Annotated in this window: 14 protein-coding genes; 5 read left to right on the forward strand and 9 right to left on the reverse strand. The window is 34.0% G+C overall.

Annotation, left to right across the window (positions count from 1 at the left end; translation table 11 throughout):
- Positions 1–562: 562 nt before the first annotated feature.
- On the forward strand, positions 563–1792 hold the full coding sequence (locus tag DLK05_RS03520; RefSeq protein ID WP_127342602.1) for a uracil-xanthine permease family protein: 1230 nt from the start codon (positions 563–565) through the stop codon (positions 1790–1792).
- Between the two features lie 250 nt (positions 1793–2042).
- Here DLK05_RS03520 and DLK05_RS03525 read toward each other — a convergent pair whose 3' ends face one another.
- Positions 2043–2408, reverse strand: a complete 366-nt coding sequence (locus DLK05_RS03525; RefSeq protein ID WP_127342603.1) for a winged helix-turn-helix transcriptional regulator — start codon at positions 2406–2408, stop codon at positions 2043–2045.
- 161 nt (positions 2409–2569) lie between these two features.
- Here DLK05_RS03525 and DLK05_RS03530 point away from each other — a divergent pair, with 161 nt between their 5' ends.
- Both DLK05_RS03530 and DLK05_RS03535 read left to right on the forward strand, forming a co-directional pair.
- The gene (locus tag DLK05_RS03530) at positions 2570–3442 is read left to right on the forward strand and encodes an SDR family oxidoreductase (protein ID WP_127342604.1); all 873 of its coding nucleotides are present in this window, start codon (positions 2570–2572) and stop codon (positions 3440–3442) included.
- A gap of 129 nt (positions 3443–3571) precedes the next feature.
- The gene (locus DLK05_RS03535) at positions 3572–3844 is read left to right on the forward strand and encodes a cupin domain-containing protein (RefSeq protein WP_127342605.1); all 273 of its coding nucleotides are present in this window, start codon (positions 3572–3574) and stop codon (positions 3842–3844) included.
- A gap of 257 nt (positions 3845–4101) precedes the next feature.
- Here DLK05_RS03535 and DLK05_RS03540 read toward each other — a convergent pair whose 3' ends face one another.
- Together DLK05_RS03540 and corA are read right to left on the reverse strand one after the other, a co-directional pair.
- A complete protein-coding gene (locus tag DLK05_RS03540; RefSeq protein WP_127342606.1) occupies positions 4102–4950 on the reverse strand; it encodes a hypothetical protein in 849 nt (282 codons plus the stop codon).
- A 297-nt stretch (positions 4951–5247) separates the two neighbouring features.
- Positions 5248–6303, reverse strand: coding sequence for a magnesium/cobalt transporter CorA (corA, locus tag DLK05_RS03545; protein ID WP_127342607.1), 1056 nt, complete (start codon positions 6301–6303; stop codon positions 5248–5250).
- An 851-nt stretch (positions 6304–7154) separates the two neighbouring features.
- On the opposite strand from corA, the gene DLK05_RS03550 reads away from it, so the two are divergent.
- Positions 7155–7892, forward strand: a complete 738-nt coding sequence (locus DLK05_RS03550) for a DUF6261 family protein (RefSeq protein WP_127342608.1) — start codon at positions 7155–7157, stop codon at positions 7890–7892.
- A 243-nt stretch (positions 7893–8135) separates the two neighbouring features.
- On the opposite strand, the gene DLK05_RS03555 is transcribed toward DLK05_RS03550, so the two are convergent.
- The 3 genes from DLK05_RS03555 to DLK05_RS03565 form a co-directional block, all read right to left on the reverse strand.
- A complete protein-coding gene (locus DLK05_RS03555; protein ID WP_127342609.1) occupies positions 8136–8675 on the reverse strand; it encodes a hypothetical protein in 540 nt (179 codons plus the stop codon).
- A 1-nt stretch (position 8676) separates the two neighbouring features.
- A complete protein-coding gene (locus DLK05_RS03560) occupies positions 8677–9102 on the reverse strand; it encodes a hypothetical protein (RefSeq protein ID WP_127342610.1) in 426 nt (141 codons plus the stop codon).
- Positions 9103–9867: 765 nt separating this feature from the next.
- Positions 9868–10671 carry a hypothetical protein gene (locus tag DLK05_RS03565; RefSeq protein ID WP_127342611.1) on the reverse strand — a complete coding sequence of 268 codons (804 nt, stop codon included), beginning with the start codon at positions 10669–10671 and terminating at the stop codon, positions 9868–9870.
- 288 nt (positions 10672–10959) lie between these two features.
- Between DLK05_RS03565 and DLK05_RS03570 the strand changes: the two genes are divergently transcribed.
- Positions 10960–11454: a hypothetical protein gene (locus DLK05_RS03570; protein ID WP_127342612.1), complete on the forward strand. Its 495-nt coding sequence runs from the start codon at positions 10960–10962 to the stop codon at positions 11452–11454.
- Positions 11455–12001: 547 nt separating this feature from the next.
- Here DLK05_RS03570 and DLK05_RS03575 read toward each other — a convergent pair.
- From DLK05_RS03575 to DLK05_RS03585, 3 genes are all read right to left on the reverse strand, one after another.
- Positions 12002–12715: a COG4705 family protein gene (locus tag DLK05_RS03575; protein ID WP_209319693.1), complete on the reverse strand. Its 714-nt coding sequence runs from the start codon at positions 12713–12715 to the stop codon at positions 12002–12004.
- Between the two features lie 469 nt (positions 12716–13184).
- Entirely contained in the window at positions 13185–14483 is a 1299-nt protein-coding gene (locus tag DLK05_RS03580) for an NCS2 family permease (RefSeq protein ID WP_127342614.1), read from the reverse strand.
- Positions 14484–14505: 22 nt separating this feature from the next.
- Positions 14506–15162, reverse strand: a complete 657-nt coding sequence (locus tag DLK05_RS03585) for a DUF5020 family protein (protein WP_127342615.1) — start codon at positions 15160–15162, stop codon at positions 14506–14508.
- Between the last annotated feature and the right edge of the window lie 3 nt (positions 15163–15165).

Genomic DNA, 15165 nt, shown 5'->3' on the forward strand with positions numbered 1-15165 from the left:
TGCGCTGCACCTTTAAAGCATCTCTATCAATAATTTCTATAAATATTTCACAACGCTATTGCTCTTTAAACAAAAGCTGATTTTGAGGTACGGAGTACCAAAATCTTTATAGCCTTTTTGTAATCATATTCCGTAAAAGATGCAGCGCACCGTAATCTGCTATCCATTTTAAATCTCTTGCCCCAAATATTTTAGGTAACATCTTATTAATCTAATCCCTTCAATTAGGATTTTTTTCTCTTTTAGGGAAAATCCCGATAGGGGAAAGGGTGCAATATTATTTTCTTCATAATTCGAATAAATATAGCAGCTTTAATAGTGGTGATTATTCCTTTCTTGATTTACACTTAGAATCCGAATTTCGTAATGTCTTTCCCGAAGTGAATATTCCCTGAAAAACCTGTGTTTATTGGTTTGATCCGTGTCATCTGTGTTCTAATAAATTTTCTTTCACACCTATGCACCCTTTTTTAAATACCTTTCAGCGATCGATTTTATAAGTTTTGTCATCCTGAATATCCTTCCTATATTTGCGCCAATTTGTGAAATTTAAAACCATTTTATGATCCTATCTCAAGAAGTTGTGGACCTTCAGAGTCCCACAAAACGAATTGTTCTGGGTGTACAGTTCTTATTTGTTGCCTTTGGCGCAACCGTACTCGTCCCCTTATTAGTCGGAATAGACCCCGCCGTTGCATTATTCACTGCAGGAATCGGAACCTTGATTTTTCATTTAATCACCAAAGGTATGGTTCCTGTTTTTTTGGGCAGTAGTTTTGCATTTATCGCTCCAATTGTGGCAGCAACCAAACTGTATGGTTTACCAGGAGCCTTATCGGGATTGATAGCGGTAGGTCTGGTTTACGGTATTGTATCCATGGTGATAAAGGTGTGGGGATTGCGAGTGATCGAGAAAATTTTCCCTGCCATTGTTGTTGGGCCTGTGATCATGATTATCGGACTTTCCTTAGCTCCTGTTGCAGTAAATATGGCAAAAACCAATTGGGCAATTGCCACTGTTGCCTTATTAACAGCAGTACTGATAGTAGTATATAGCAAGGGAATGATGAAGTTGATTCCAATATTTTCAGGTATTGTAGTTGGTTATATTATTTCAGTGATCCTGGGAGAAGTGGACTTCACCGCAATAAAGGAAGCCGCATGGTTCACCTTACCATCTTTTACTCGCCCCGAGTTGAATTGGAGTGCAGTATTATATATGGTTCCTGTTGCCTTCGCACCAATTATTGAACATGTTGGCGATATGTATGCCATTGGCGGTGTTGCCAACAAGAAATTTGTGAAAGATCCGGGATTACACCGCACCTTATTGGGAGATGGTATTGCAACTGCTTTTGCAGGATTTATGGGCGGACCACCAAATACAACCTATTCGGAGGTTACTGGAGCAATTGCCTTAACCAAAGTTACCGATCCCAGAATATTAAGAATTTCGGCAGTAACCGCGATATCTTTTTCATTAATTGGAAAAGTTAGTGCTTTTCTAAAAACCATACCTCAAGCAGTATTGGGCGGAATCATGTTGTTATTATTCGGAATGATTGCTGGCATCGGCATTAAGACTTTAATCGATGCAAATACCGATTTTGGTAAAACCAGAAATCAAGTGATTATCTCCATTGTGTTGACTGTTGGAATTGGAGGAGCCCAGATTTCTTACGGTAACTTTTCTTTGGCAGGTATCGGATTGGCATCTATTGTTGGTGTGGTACTAAACCTGATATTGCCAGATAAATCAAGTCCGATTAAAGGCAGCCACGTAGAACAGTAATTTGCTGTATTTATCGAATGCTTAATCATCTCATGATAAATTTTATGATGAGATTATGCTTGTTTTAAAATCATTTTATTAAATTTGATTCTGTTAGCCTAAATCATTGATTTTAGGTTCTCAAAATCCCTTTTATATATAAAAAGCCCTTACGGGCTTTTTTTTATGTCGGTACTGAATTGAAATTGTTTGATGCAGATCAATTGGAAATATTGAATAGGAGATCCTCCAAAAAATTGTTAGGAAGTAATTATCCCTTAAATTTATTTCTAGATTCCAGAATTGCCAATTTGTTTTCTTCAGCCCAACCTGCCAGACCATGAATGTGCTTAAGTAAGGATTTACCTCTTTCTGTGGTTTCATATTCAACTCTTGGTGGAACCTCAGGGTAAATAGTACGCTTAACCAGATCATCTGCTTCAAGTGTACGCAGTGTTACAGTCAACATTTTCTGCGATATATCTCCCATTGTTCTTAGTAGCTCATTGAATCGCATTTTTTCTACTTCGCCTAAAATTAGAAGAACTAAAACAGACCACTTGTCTCCAAATCTGTCTAACACCGTTCTTATAGGACAATTCTTAACATCCGAATATTTATTCAAATTATTTTCCATCTTATTTAATTGACTATTAGCAATAGTTACCTTAAGGTAAGTGCCTTACTTTAAAGTACCTTCTTGTTTGAATATCACAAGCTGTTTACCTTTGAAGCCTCCAAAGTAAGTTAGTTTAATTTGGAAACCAATATTCGAATTACAATTAAATACGAAGTAAAATGAGTAAAATTTTAATTACAGGAGCTACAGGTAATTTAGGTAAATCTGTTATCCACAATTTATTGAAAGTGATAAAACCAGGAGACCTTGCTGTATTGGGTAGAAATGCTGAAAAATTGGAGAATCTAAAAATAGTTGGTGTTGATGTGCGAATAGGTGATTACAATGATTACGATTCGCTTCTACAAGCATTTCAAGGGATCGATAAGCTTTATTTTGTGTCAGGGAACGATATGTTGAACCGTTCCAAACAACATGAAAATGTAGTAAATGCTGCTAAAGTAGCTGGGATCAAGCATATCGTTTACACTAGTTTTCTGTGTGAAAATGAAACTAAAACTTCGCCAATTTCATTTATAACGGAGGATCATATAATTACCGAAAATTGGTTAAAAGTTTCAGGAATGAAATACACCATACTAAAGCATAATCTTTACATGGATATGCTTCCGATTTTTATTGGTGAAAAAGTTTTGGAGACTGGGACAATTTATCTGCCTGCAGGCGAAGGGAAAGCTGCTTTTACTCTGAGAGAGGATTTGGCAGAGGTTGCTGCACACATACTTACTACAGAAGGACATGAAAATAAAGAATATGATCTTACAGCAGATAAGGCATATTCATATGATGAAATAGCTACTATTATTTCTAACATTTCAGGAAAAATAATTCGTTATTATTCGCCTTCCAATGAAGAATTCACCAAGACATTGACTGAAGCAGGTGTACCTGAAGAATATATAGAACTGTTTGCAGGATTCTCATTGGCGATAGGTAATGGAGAACTTGATAAAACCAATTCATTAATCGAGCAATTAATTGGAAGAAAATCCACTTCTGTAGAGGAATATTTAGAAGAAATATATTCTTAATTCACTATCGAATAGTTACGATCTGGTTTCTCCAACAGGAGGGCTGGATTGTTTAAATTGGATATTTAAGACTAAGCTGACTAATTATCCGATATTTGTAATTCTTTATCAACAACAATTAATATTACTATGGATTTAAATGCTATTAAAGAATCTGTTGAGAAATTTGTGTATCATATCCCTTCAGATAAAAAAGTTCCGCTCCATAAACATGCCGAACAAGATGAAATATTTTATTGTATAAAGGGCTCTGGTTTTGGAGTATTAGAAAATGAGGAAATAGAGTTAAAGGTAGGGGAAACCTTTATTGTCCCTGCAGGTAAATTGCATTCGCTTCGAAGTGATGGAGATCTCTACGTTACTGCTTTTCTTGTTCCTGTTGTGGATGAGCGATTAAAATAAATTAATCAATTTAATATTTCATGTGTCTCAGAAATGACTAAAAAAGTTTAGGCTTACTACTGTAGTAAAAACTCAAAAGCCTGCTACTTGAAATGAAATAAATATCCAGGAACTAAAATAAAGTTTTACCTGCTTCGCATAGCAGCAGAAGCTTCATTCATAGAACCTGGTTTTTTTGTGCTCTGCATTTGCTTGCACTTATTTGAATCGTAAAAAATAAATATCGATTCCTCATAAGTTTTTGGTTTAATTCTTTACTAGTAGTTGTACCGAAAGGTATATCTTCCAAATTCAAAGTTCTTTCTACTGCCATTTACCTCATAGGAACCTTTATTGTCGCACAGTCCATCTCCAAAATTATAGGTGCAGCTATCGTTCTCTACTGTAAATGCTACTTCTCCCGACAGAATAAACTCACACGACTGACTTATTAACAATGGTGTTGATAACTCGAAATGATAGGCTCTTTCTTCCGAATCGATACCAGAACCACTACCGCTTACCAGAAACTGATCGTCCCACGGATTGGAAGGAGTATCGTAACCCACCACCCATTCTTTGGTTTTAGAGCCGCTAATGGTATAGGTTTTGCCATTGGTCGATTCAAAAACAATATCCTGATAGTTAATGGTAAAACTCAATTGATCGTTATCATTAAATCCAGTGCTCTGCACCTCAATGCTACCGTTAATTTTTAAATCGTTGATATAGAAATCTTCGAAATGGATTTCCTGTTTGCATGTTCCGGTATCATATCTGCCCGAAATCTCGTTGCATATCTTTCCTCTCTTCTCCCTGCCCAGATAGTCTTTCTGATTGCCTGTGCCATAATCCAGTATGATGGAACTGGGACTTGCCTGTGCTTCCTGTCTGCTTATTTTTACCTGAGGAACAGAATCCCCTTTTGTATTCATTCCCTCCCCGGCTGCCATTAAATTGAATTCAACCTCATTTACTACATCTTCCAGAATGCAATTTATCATTGCATTTTCCTCAATATTTACGGGATTTATTATTTGTACATCCAATTCTTGCTTTGAATCATCACAAGCAACCAGCACCAATAAAACTCCTACGATACAACACAATCCCTTTCCCACGCTCATATCTTCTCCTTTTTTGGGGTGTAACATGTTGTTTTCTACGAGATCAGGACTAAAATAGTTTTGACGAGTGATGTGAAAAAGGATATAGATGCATGAAAATACTCTGTCAAATGAGTTGGTTTGCATTTGCAGGAATAGTAGAGATTCATTTTTGAATTTAGACAACTAGCAGGATCTGATCTGTTTTTAACGCAATGAATCTTAAATTTATGCCTTTCAATGTGTATTGCTAGCCGATAACTTCCTTTTCACCTCTTTTAATTGGGTAGAATGTCGATAATCGCCAGACTTTCAAGTTTAGAACCAATTTTTTCTTTTAAAATAAAGCAACATAGCTATGGAAATCACAACAATAAGAATCCATGCAGAAAGATATCCCAATTCCCAGTTCAACTCAGGCATATATTTAAAGTTCATACCATAAATACCAGTAATAAAAGTTATAGGAATAAATATGGTAGCAACAATAGTAAGGATTTTCATGACCTGATTCATCCGGTATCCTTGAATAGAAAAGTATAGATTGGTATTGCTTTCTAAACGAACAGATATTTGTTCGCTTTGATCAAGGAGCGACAAGCATAGGTCTTTTAATTCGTAGTAATACTTAATGTGTTTTTCATCGATAAAGCCAAATTGCTCCCTCTCAATTCTGTCAACAAATTCTTTAATCGGAGTAATAGTTTTTTTAATTTGATGCACCTGTCTTTTAAACAGCTCAATAGTTTTTAGGGATTGTGGCGAAGGATCGATGTTGATATCAGAAAAACCAAGATTTTCAATTTTATTTTCTATTTCATTAATGGTTTTAAAATAATTGTCCAAAATGGATTCAAGCAATAGATAAAGTAAATAATCAGATCCACGCTCTCGAATAATTCCTTTATTATTTCTTAGTTGTTGCCGAACATGGTCGAAATAGTTTGCTTTTTTTTCTTGAAACGATACCAGAAAATTAGATCCTAAAATAAAGCTTAATTGTTCTTGTTCCAGAATTTTGTTTTGGGTTGGGAGGATAGACTTTAAGGTGAAAAACAAATATTTGTTATATTCCTGAAACTTTGTTCGTTGATTTACATCAAGAATATCCTGAATTGCCAAATCATGAATACCAAGTTTAAAACAGATATCTTTTATCTGATCGGTATCGTGTAATCCATCAATATTAAGCCAGTATTGATGGCTAATTTCCTCAAATCCTTTAAATTTTTTATTGCTGTAATTTGCGTCCTCAAAATATTCCAGCTTGTTATACTTGAATAGTTGCAGACTAAGCTCATCGGTGTATTTTATCCCCGTGAAAACGGGTATGCTGGGGTTTTCTTTTTTTCTATTTAGTAATTTCTTCGTCATGTTTGGGGTCTTTTTTATAAACAATGGTTCTGTAAGGAAATAATATGAAGTATCGGTTGATATTTGTATAACCCATCTAAAATTACCTTTTTTCTTAAGATCTTAAAATAAATTTATGGTATAACGATAAATTATAGTCCGGAGGTTATTCCTTGTTTTTATGGATTCGTGTGTGGTACCAAATTCCATTTGCAGATTCATCTATAATATCCTGATCGTTAATATCTGTAGCGTTTCTGCCTTTTCCCTTATGCGAATTGTTCATTTTATCGGTTGTATTTACTTATGTAGAATTATTCTAAATTTTGATTTTGGCAAACTTGACACATTTGACAGTTTATTTTTTAAAATACTTTACTTAATTTCATGTTTGTAATCGTTCTTTGATAAATTGTAAAACATACATAAGAAGCCAACCTAACCAAATCAAATCATCAATAAAAGGAAGAGAATAGGAGGGAGATATTTTCGGATTTTTGTGAATTGGCTTTGCACGTCGTGCAAAATGAATTTTCAGACTAAAAATCAGCTTCGACTGTTGAATGAAGTCATTTTTCAGCTTAAGAATTCGCTTAGATCTATCAACAAGTCTGTTTCCCAACTTGAAATATAGACTTGTAGGTGTGCATGGCTTGTTTTTAAGCAAAGAAGTTGTCTCGACCGTAGAGAAAGATTCTTTTTTAAGATGAAAATTCTACTTGATCACCTAACAAGGTGATTTTTCAAGCCGAAAAACTGTTTCGCTTGATGAGAGAGGACCTTTTTCAAATTTAAAAATAGCTATGACTGTCAATTCGCCTAATTCTGCTAGTCCTTACTGTTTACTTCCCTAATCATTAAAACAATTTCATATGAAGAAGATTTCGTATTATTTGTTTTCTCACAATGCTTTACTAACCTTGATAAAGGATATTATTAGTATTGTAGAGAAAGCGCCGGTTGCAGAACTTGGCTTACAAGTTTTTTTAGACATTGTAAAAGCCAAATTCGCCAATTATGAATCTGCTGTTACACGCGATAAAGTAAATCCTTATACTGCAAAATTAAATGAGGCCGATCAGGAAAGAGACGATCGCTTCATTGGTTTTAAAAGCTATGTTGCTGCTTGCAAGTATCGCAAGAGCAGGGCATGGCTCGAAGCGGCCGAGGAAATTGAAAAGCTGGTCGCCCACCACGGATCCGAATTGTATCGTATGGCCAATGCCGAGGAATCGGCTGCACTGGATAATCTGATTGCAGATTTAATGTCCGAGGCCTACCACCCGTTTATTGCCAAAATTAAGGCAGAAGACTGGTTGAACGAAATGAATAAGGATCAGTTGGGATATAAAGCTTTAATACAGGAGCAGGTGGAACAAACCGATAGAAACACCAACTCCCTGGAAAATACCCAAAAGCCTTTAATCATGGCTAACAGAGCCTTACTTAGTATGATTGAATTGCAACAAACTGCAATAAATAATCCTGCTTTAGGCGAATTAGTCGATCAGCTGAACAATCATATTTCGAAGAGCATGGCAAATGCACGTTTGTCGCATTCGCTCAACGAAAATGAGAAGGAAGCCGATCAGGAGGCCCTTAGTGAATAATAATTAAGTGTGGTTAGGGATGATAATTCTTTACCTATGTTTTTAACGATTACCAAAGCGCTATTTTGATGCGCAAAGCCCATCTGCAGTTTTTGTAGGTGGGCTTTTTCTATTTACGAATTTGTTACTTGGCTTGGTGTAAATTGCAAAACCACAACGCCGGCTTGCGGTAAGTGTGGGTTAAGGATATTTTTAATTAAATCATTCTGAATGATTTTATAAAATTAGTTATCAATTGCCATGTTAATCAGAACTCGCATTTGATAGGCTAATTAGTTTTTCTGTAATAATCCCCTGAAAAACTGACAGAATAGCCATTACAATGAGTAATGTAATGCTATAGACCCAGCCAAAGTATAGTATCAAAACTGGTAACCATTGTAGTTTTATTCCTCTATTATAAAGAAATGTTACAATGAATTTATTTTTAACACCCTTTGATTGTAAGTCCTTTAATAAGGGATACCATGCATAAATTGAGCCCATAGAAATAATACCTGCGATTATCGAGATGATCCAACCTTTGATACCTGCATCTTCTCCCATGTATTTTTGTAATATCTTATTATTGATATATAGATTTGTTAAAAACAGGATGAAATAAACGATGAGGAAAACAGGTATGATTTGAATAAGTATCTGTATAAATGAATGTAAGATTGGCATAATCTTATCCGGAGAAAAAACAGAAATAGAACTATAAATTAATAAAACAAGAATAAAGAAATACCACTTTGTAAGTGTGTTCTTCGATTTTTTAATCTTTCCCATATTTTCTTTCATACTAATAAATTTCTACAATAAATACGGTAATAAGTGCTGCAATTATTGCCATGAAAAAAGCGCAAATATTTCTAAATATTGCAAATTTATTTCCTAGTGCTTTTGCTTCAGCAGGTGATTGAATTACACCTACGGTAACCCATGCTACAAGGAATGCCGTAACTGCAACCAGGCTTACACCACTTTTCAATAATTCATTGCCAGCTATATATCCAGTTATCGGATTTCCTATAAAAACACTACCAAGTATATCTCCTATTAAAGAGTCTGATAATAAGTTTCCCGTAAATAAATTTTTATAAAACGATCCGGGAGTTATATTGGTGATAATGCTTATTAATAATAAAATACCAAAAGTTATTGGCAGAATATTAACAATTGCACTAATTGCTCTTTTATTTGAATTTTTGATTTTTTCTAAATTCATTGTTTATGATATTTCAGATAATGTCTATGCAGTCTTTTCAATTGATATAATTGCACCACACACTATTTCTCATTTTTTTGAAGTATTGATAATAGATAAGTGATTCGGTTTGCCTACTGATCGTTTTTTATTAACCATGAAGGTGACGATTAAGTTTTATAAATCAGTAAAATTTCAATTCACTATAAAGTTTTCGAGTGACATCAACTTAGTACCCTTAGGTGAAAACGCTATAAAAATGCAAATATTTAGGTTTAATAGCAATAGGGAAGTCATTTTTCGATAAGGCAAAAGTTATTTATTAGAAAATTGAGAAGGAAGCCGATCAGGAGGCTATTAGTGAATAATAATTAAGTGTGCTTAGGGATAAATTCTTTACCTATGTTTTTAACGATTACCAAAGTGCTATTTTGATGCGCAAAGCCCATCTGCAGTTTTTGTAGGTGGGCTTTTTATATTTGTGAATTTGTTATCTGGGCTGGTGTAAATTGCTAAACCACAACGCCGGCTTGCGGTATAAGGTGGTTTTTTTTGCCACCAATTGTTAGTTGAGTTGCTTATAAACTCTTTCACAACTATTTGCTCTGGTAGTTTTATAAAGAAATCACGCTAATTAAACGTGATTTTTTATTTACTACAACTTAACGAAGCGCCGTATACAGGATCCGCTTGATTTATACTGAGTTTATCTCGGCATTCGGGGGTGGTGAGGCTTTTCGCTTAGCTAATTGCTTAGCGGTGACTTACTCGATTGTATACAGTTAGTTATCGGGATAATACAATTCCAGGAGCGAGAAAAACTCTAAATACTACTATTAAAATAAGCATTAACAGATATAATAAAACTGAGTATTCCCCAATTTTAATATTCGTTGAAGGTTTTAAATTATTAATTCGTTTTGCATTTTGCCAAGGGAAAATAAAAATCATTCCACTTGTAAATGGATATATTATACTTACAATAGCTATTATGGGAAGATATAAAATTGTTACAATTAATGATCCTATAATCCAGGGAAGTATGATAATATTAAAGGAAAAGTCTTTTCTTGATTTTGGATCAGATATCCATTCTTGTTTATAACTAAATTGCAAAAAGGGAATTGTCAATTTATAGGCTATATAAAACAAAATCGCACATCCTATAATTGCAATAATTATCTGCATCACTAATGGAATGTTTGTAAGTAAAAAAACTTTACCAATATCTCCCATTTTAAAAATTGGTCCTGTCATTAAATATCCAAAAAAGTTAGAGAAACCTAATACTGAAAACCATAACAAGAAAAGCTTACAAAATGATTGTTTTTTTATTTTTAAATAAAACAATCCAACTATTAAACCTTGCACAAGACTGAATAACGGCCCGGCTAGTGAAATTGATACTTTTTGGAAAATTGACAACTGATTAATACCAAGGTGTTCTACATAGTTATGGTGAAGAATAGGCTCACTACCATTTAGGAGTCCTATAATAGCATGACCAGACTCATGAATTATTGTTGTTAGCAAAAATGCAATAACATACAAAACAGTGGAGTTAATGGAAATTTTTTGATTCTCTTTCATTGCTTATTCTCTATTATATACAACGGCAGTCTGTCTAAAAACTCATCTGACTACTCATTTAGGATTTAAATATAGCTTAAACATACAATTTTAGAAGTAAGCAAACCTTTTATTTACCTTATCAGATAATCTAACAAAGCAAAAAAAAATTATTTGAGTTTTATTTTACGCAAACTCAGCTGACTATTAGATTTCAGCTTTTTATATCGTTATTATATAAAAAACTTGACTCGTATTTAAACAATTTTGTACCTTTTTACATAGTTTTTAACTAACACCTTAATTGATATGAAAAGAATACTTGTAATAGCATTAATACTAATACTTGGATTTTCTTGCTCAAATAATGAAAATATGGATAGCCCCAATGCTACAGTTGTTGATGCTTATTTTGATTTTTTAGTGGTGAATGCAAATGATGGAAATTTATTTGATGTTACCACAGAAAATAATTGGGATGTAAATGAAATAAAACTGTTTTATGTAAAAAATGGTGAACCTGTATTATTCTATAAAGGGAATTTAGCAGCACCATATGGTTGTATAGCATTAGAACAAGAAAATGTAGGTACTATTTTACGTGTTTATATGAATTGTGATCCTGATTTGGATAAATCAATTACCTATGTACAATGGAATGAATCAAGAACTGATACCCTTGAAGCAACCTATAATCATGCAAACGGATATCAAAAAAAAGAAGTTTGGTTTAATGGAGAAAAGGTGTGGGATAATATTACGATGAGGGATGAATATTATTGCCAAAAATTAGTTATAAAATAATCGCGTACATAATATAAAAGCAAAAAACGGTTGTTGTTGAGATAACCGTTTTTTTATTTAAATTCATTACCTCTTTTCATATAATATATATGTTTAATATTTCTCTCCAACTTGGCTACAACGGCAGTCTGTTTAAAAACTCATCTGACTATTCATTTAGGATTTAAATTTAGCTGTTTTAAGGCTGCATAAAAATTGAAAATGCTTTTTTCTAAAGATAGAATTGAGTCAACCTAGCTGAAGTAAGCTTGTAGTTCGAGTGCTTAAACTGAAATTAGAACTATCTCCAGATTATATTATGAAATTTTAAGAGTTTGAGTAGAGGTTTTTTTTGCCACCAACTGTTAGTTGAGTTGTTTATAAATTCTTTCACAACTATTTGCTCTGGTAGTTTTATAAAGAAATCACGCTAATTAAACGTGATTTTTTATTTACTACAACTTAATGAAGCACCGTATACAGGATCCGTTTGGTTTATACTGAGTTTATCTCGGCATTCTGGGGTGGTGAGGCTTCTGTTCGACTAATGTTTTGAAGGTGATTTACCCTATTGAACTGAGTATTGTTCCATTATTCTCTTGTTTAATTTTCTATGTGAAACTATTATTAGTACTGTTATTAGAGCTATTGAAACTAATGAAGAATTTAATGTTCCCAAATCTAAGCCTCCATTTACTATTGGTTTCGTCAAAAAATCACCAAAAGTTGCTCCAAACGGTCTTGTAAATATAAAAGCAGTCCAAAAAAGCATAATACGATTAAGCTTTGTTGTGTAATGCAATAAAACAACAATTAATATTATTGCTGTTGTAACCATTGCTCCATGTAAAAAACTTAATCCGATTACATCGCTTAAATAATCTCCAAAGGCAGTACCTAAACTGTTTGAAAATAGAATAGCAAGCCAATAAAATATTTCTTTGTTCTTGTCAAAAATAGGATACACATTTAAATTCTTAAATTTTTTGTTCCAAAGAAATAGAGTAAGTATTAAGTACGTAAACAATAATAAACTTCCAAGGGTATAGCCTAAATGTAAACTTCTGTCAAGAAAATCAGATATTTCAGTTCCCAATGTTGTAGTTGCTATAATTACTAACCAATAAAATACTGGAATATATTTTTTTGTGAATAACTGAATGTAAAGAGCTACTATAAAGAAAACGAGAGTTATAATCAGACCTGTTGAATATCCAAGGTTTAAAGTCATTGCTAAATAATCTCCAAGAGTCTCTCCTAAGGTTGTTGCAATAATTTTCATTAACCAAAAGATTAAGGTTATTTCGGCCACTTTATTAATTCTTTCCATGTGTAGGTATTGATTTCGTTTATTGGTAAGCACCTGAAAAAGCACTATCATTCTAATTCTTAAAATCTAAATTTTTCAATTCTAATTTTCAAGTGTAAGAACTGACTTCGAATTAATTCTGAAGTTTAAATAGATAAGAAACTTTTACCTGTGACATATAAGGTTTCAGGAAACGTAAGGATTAAGGGAGTCTTAAGTTATTATTGTTTTATTAAGATTAGTAAATAAGGCAAGAAAAGATTTAAACAACATTTCCCTAATGCCGCAAACAAAGGAATGGTTACAAAAGAAAAAACCCTTTTCGCATCAGCACGAAAAGGGTTTTGAATATAGAAATATAAAAGCTACTTATTTTAATGCCTTGATAAAAGATCAGCTAGATATACAATTATCGAATGGCACCACAATATAAAAAGTGGTTTTAAGCAAAGTAGAATTTAACGATGAATAGGATGGCGATTACGATCATCACCGGGCGAACTTCCTTGTAGCGTCCGCTTAATAGTTTCAATGCCACAAATGATAGCATACCAAATACGATACCATCAGCAATACTATAAGTTAATGGCATCATGATAATGGTTAAGAAAGCTGGAATTGCTTCGGTAAAGTCATCCATGTCGATCTTCATTATTGGCGACATCATAAATAATCCGACAATAACTAAAGCGGGAGCTGTTGCAGCACTTGGAATCATGATAAAAAGCGGTGCAAACAACAGAGCCAATGCAAACATGATTGCAGTTGTTAGAGCTGTCATTCCTGTTTTACCACCTGCTGATACTCCGGCAGCACTTTCAACATAGGTAGTTACGGTTGAAGTTCCAAGAATTGCACCAACAAAAGTTCCGATTGCATCGGCGAATAAGGCTTGTTTTACTCTTGGTACGCGACCTTCTTCGTCAAGCATATCTGCTTTTGAAGCTACTCCAATCAAAGTTCCTACAGTATCGAACATATCTACAAAAAGGAAGGTGAATAGTACTACCAACATATCGATGGAAAATACTTTCGAAAAGTCGAATTTGAAGAAGATAGGCGATAAGGAAGGAGGAAGACTGATGAACTGATAGTTTTCAGGAAGCTTGGTTACTCCCAAAAAGATACCAAGAATAGCAGAAAATAAAATACCAATTAGTAAAGCACCTTTAATGTTTCTCGAGAAAAGCACACCTGTGATCAGGATACCAACTAATCCTACAATTACACTTGGGCTTTTCATATCACCAAGACTAACTAAAGTTGCCGGATTATCAACAATAACGCCGGCACCTTTTAGTCCGATAAATGCAATAAATAAACCGATACCCACCGAAACAGCATGTTTCAGGTTTAAGGGAATGGAGTTTACAATTAATTCCCGCACATTAAAAGCGGTTAGAATTAAAAAGATAATACCTTCCAGGAATACAGCTGTTAAGGCAAATTCCCAGCTATACCCCATACCCAAAACAACGGTAAAGGCGAAAAAGGCATTTAGTCCCATTCCCGGTGCAAGAGCGAAAGGAAGTTTGGCAACCAAAGCCATTACTAAAGTGGCAAATAGTGCAGAAAGGGCAGTAGCGGTAAATACAGCACCTTTATCCATTCCGGTAACACTTAAAATAGCAGGGTTTACTGCTAAAATATAAGCCATGGTCATAAAGGTGGTGATACCAGCAATAATCTCGGTACGGAGAGTGGATTTGCTGCCTGTGATATTAAAAAATTTATCTAACATGGTTGTTTATAATTAGTTTTATCTAGAAATTCCATTTAATAGCCAGGGTTGGGCGAACTGCAAACTCATTAGAATTTGCGAAGTTGTTGGAAATTTCAACCTCACCACCAAGAGAAATGTTTTTAGTTGCGTTATACCAGAATTGAGGTTCTGTTAAGAAAACTGTTTTGTCGGTTAAACCATTTTCTGTCCAAAGATCAGCAAAGCCAGATAAGGTAACTTTGTTTTCGAATAGGTTCACATACCATGTGCCTGTTACTTGGAAGTTGGCTTCTCCGGCTCCTTTAAATGCCTTGTAACCAGCGTAGGTTGAGTAACCCCATTTTGCATTTCCTTTGGCATAATTCAAACCAAAAATCCATGCATTGTTGATGGTGTATCCAATATTCATGTCAGGATTTTCGGCACTACCAACACCACCATTAAATTCAATATGAATACCAATAGGCATTTTTTCTGTTTTGATTACACGAGCAATCTCAAAATAACCCTGGTTAATTCCATTTTCAGCATCATAGTCGAAATCAACGAAGGTAAAGGTATTACCCCACGAGTCCATTTTAAACATCTCAAAAGTTGAAGTGAATTGATCTCTGTTCAAATCACGGTGCAACTGAAAGTTTTGTGCGTTAACTGAAAAAGCAGCTAAGATGGCGACGATTACTAATAGTTTTTTCATCTT

Source organism: Ancylomarina longa, from assembly GCF_003996985.1.
Taxonomy (GTDB): Bacteria; Bacteroidota; Bacteroidia; order Bacteroidales; family Marinifilaceae; genus Ancylomarina_A; species Ancylomarina_A longa.

Bases quoted from the DNA above. Each gene is read 5' to 3' on its own strand.
- DLK05_RS03520 (WP_127342602.1), top strand. From the start codon at position 563: ATGATCCTATCTCAAGAAGTTGTGGACCTTCAGAGTCCCACAAAACGA.
- DLK05_RS03525 (WP_127342603.1), bottom strand. From the start codon at position 2,408: ATGGAAAATAATTTGAATAAATATTCGGATGTTAAGAATTGTCCTATA.
- DLK05_RS03530 (WP_127342604.1), top strand. From the start codon at position 2,570: ATGAGTAAAATTTTAATTACAGGAGCTACAGGTAATTTAGGTAAATCT.
- DLK05_RS03535 (WP_127342605.1), top strand. From the start codon at position 3,572: ATGGATTTAAATGCTATTAAAGAATCTGTTGAGAAATTTGTGTATCAT.
- DLK05_RS03540 (WP_127342606.1), bottom strand. From the start codon at position 4,950: ATGAGCGTGGGAAAGGGATTGTGTTGTATCGTAGGAGTTTTATTGGTG.
- corA (WP_127342607.1), bottom strand. From the start codon at position 6,303: ATGACGAAGAAATTACTAAATAGAAAAAAAGAAAACCCCAGCATACCC.
- DLK05_RS03550 (WP_127342608.1), top strand. From the start codon at position 7,155: ATGAAGAAGATTTCGTATTATTTGTTTTCTCACAATGCTTTACTAACC.
- DLK05_RS03555 (WP_127342609.1), bottom strand. From the start codon at position 8,675: ATGAAAGAAAATATGGGAAAGATTAAAAAATCGAAGAACACACTTACA.
- DLK05_RS03560 (WP_127342610.1), bottom strand. From the start codon at position 9,102: ATGAATTTAGAAAAAATCAAAAATTCAAATAAAAGAGCAATTAGTGCA.
- DLK05_RS03565 (WP_127342611.1), bottom strand. From the start codon at position 10,671: ATGAAAGAGAATCAAAAAATTTCCATTAACTCCACTGTTTTGTATGTT.
- DLK05_RS03570 (WP_127342612.1), top strand. From the start codon at position 10,960: ATGAAAAGAATACTTGTAATAGCATTAATACTAATACTTGGATTTTCT.
- DLK05_RS03575 (WP_209319693.1), bottom strand. From the start codon at position 12,715: ATGAAAATTATTGCAACAACCTTAGGAGAGACTCTTGGAGATTATTTA.
- DLK05_RS03580 (WP_127342614.1), bottom strand. From the start codon at position 14,483: ATGTTAGATAAATTTTTTAATATCACAGGCAGCAAATCCACTCTCCGT.
- DLK05_RS03585 (WP_127342615.1), bottom strand. From the start codon at position 15,162: ATGAAAAAACTATTAGTAATCGTCGCCATCTTAGCTGCTTTTTCAGTT.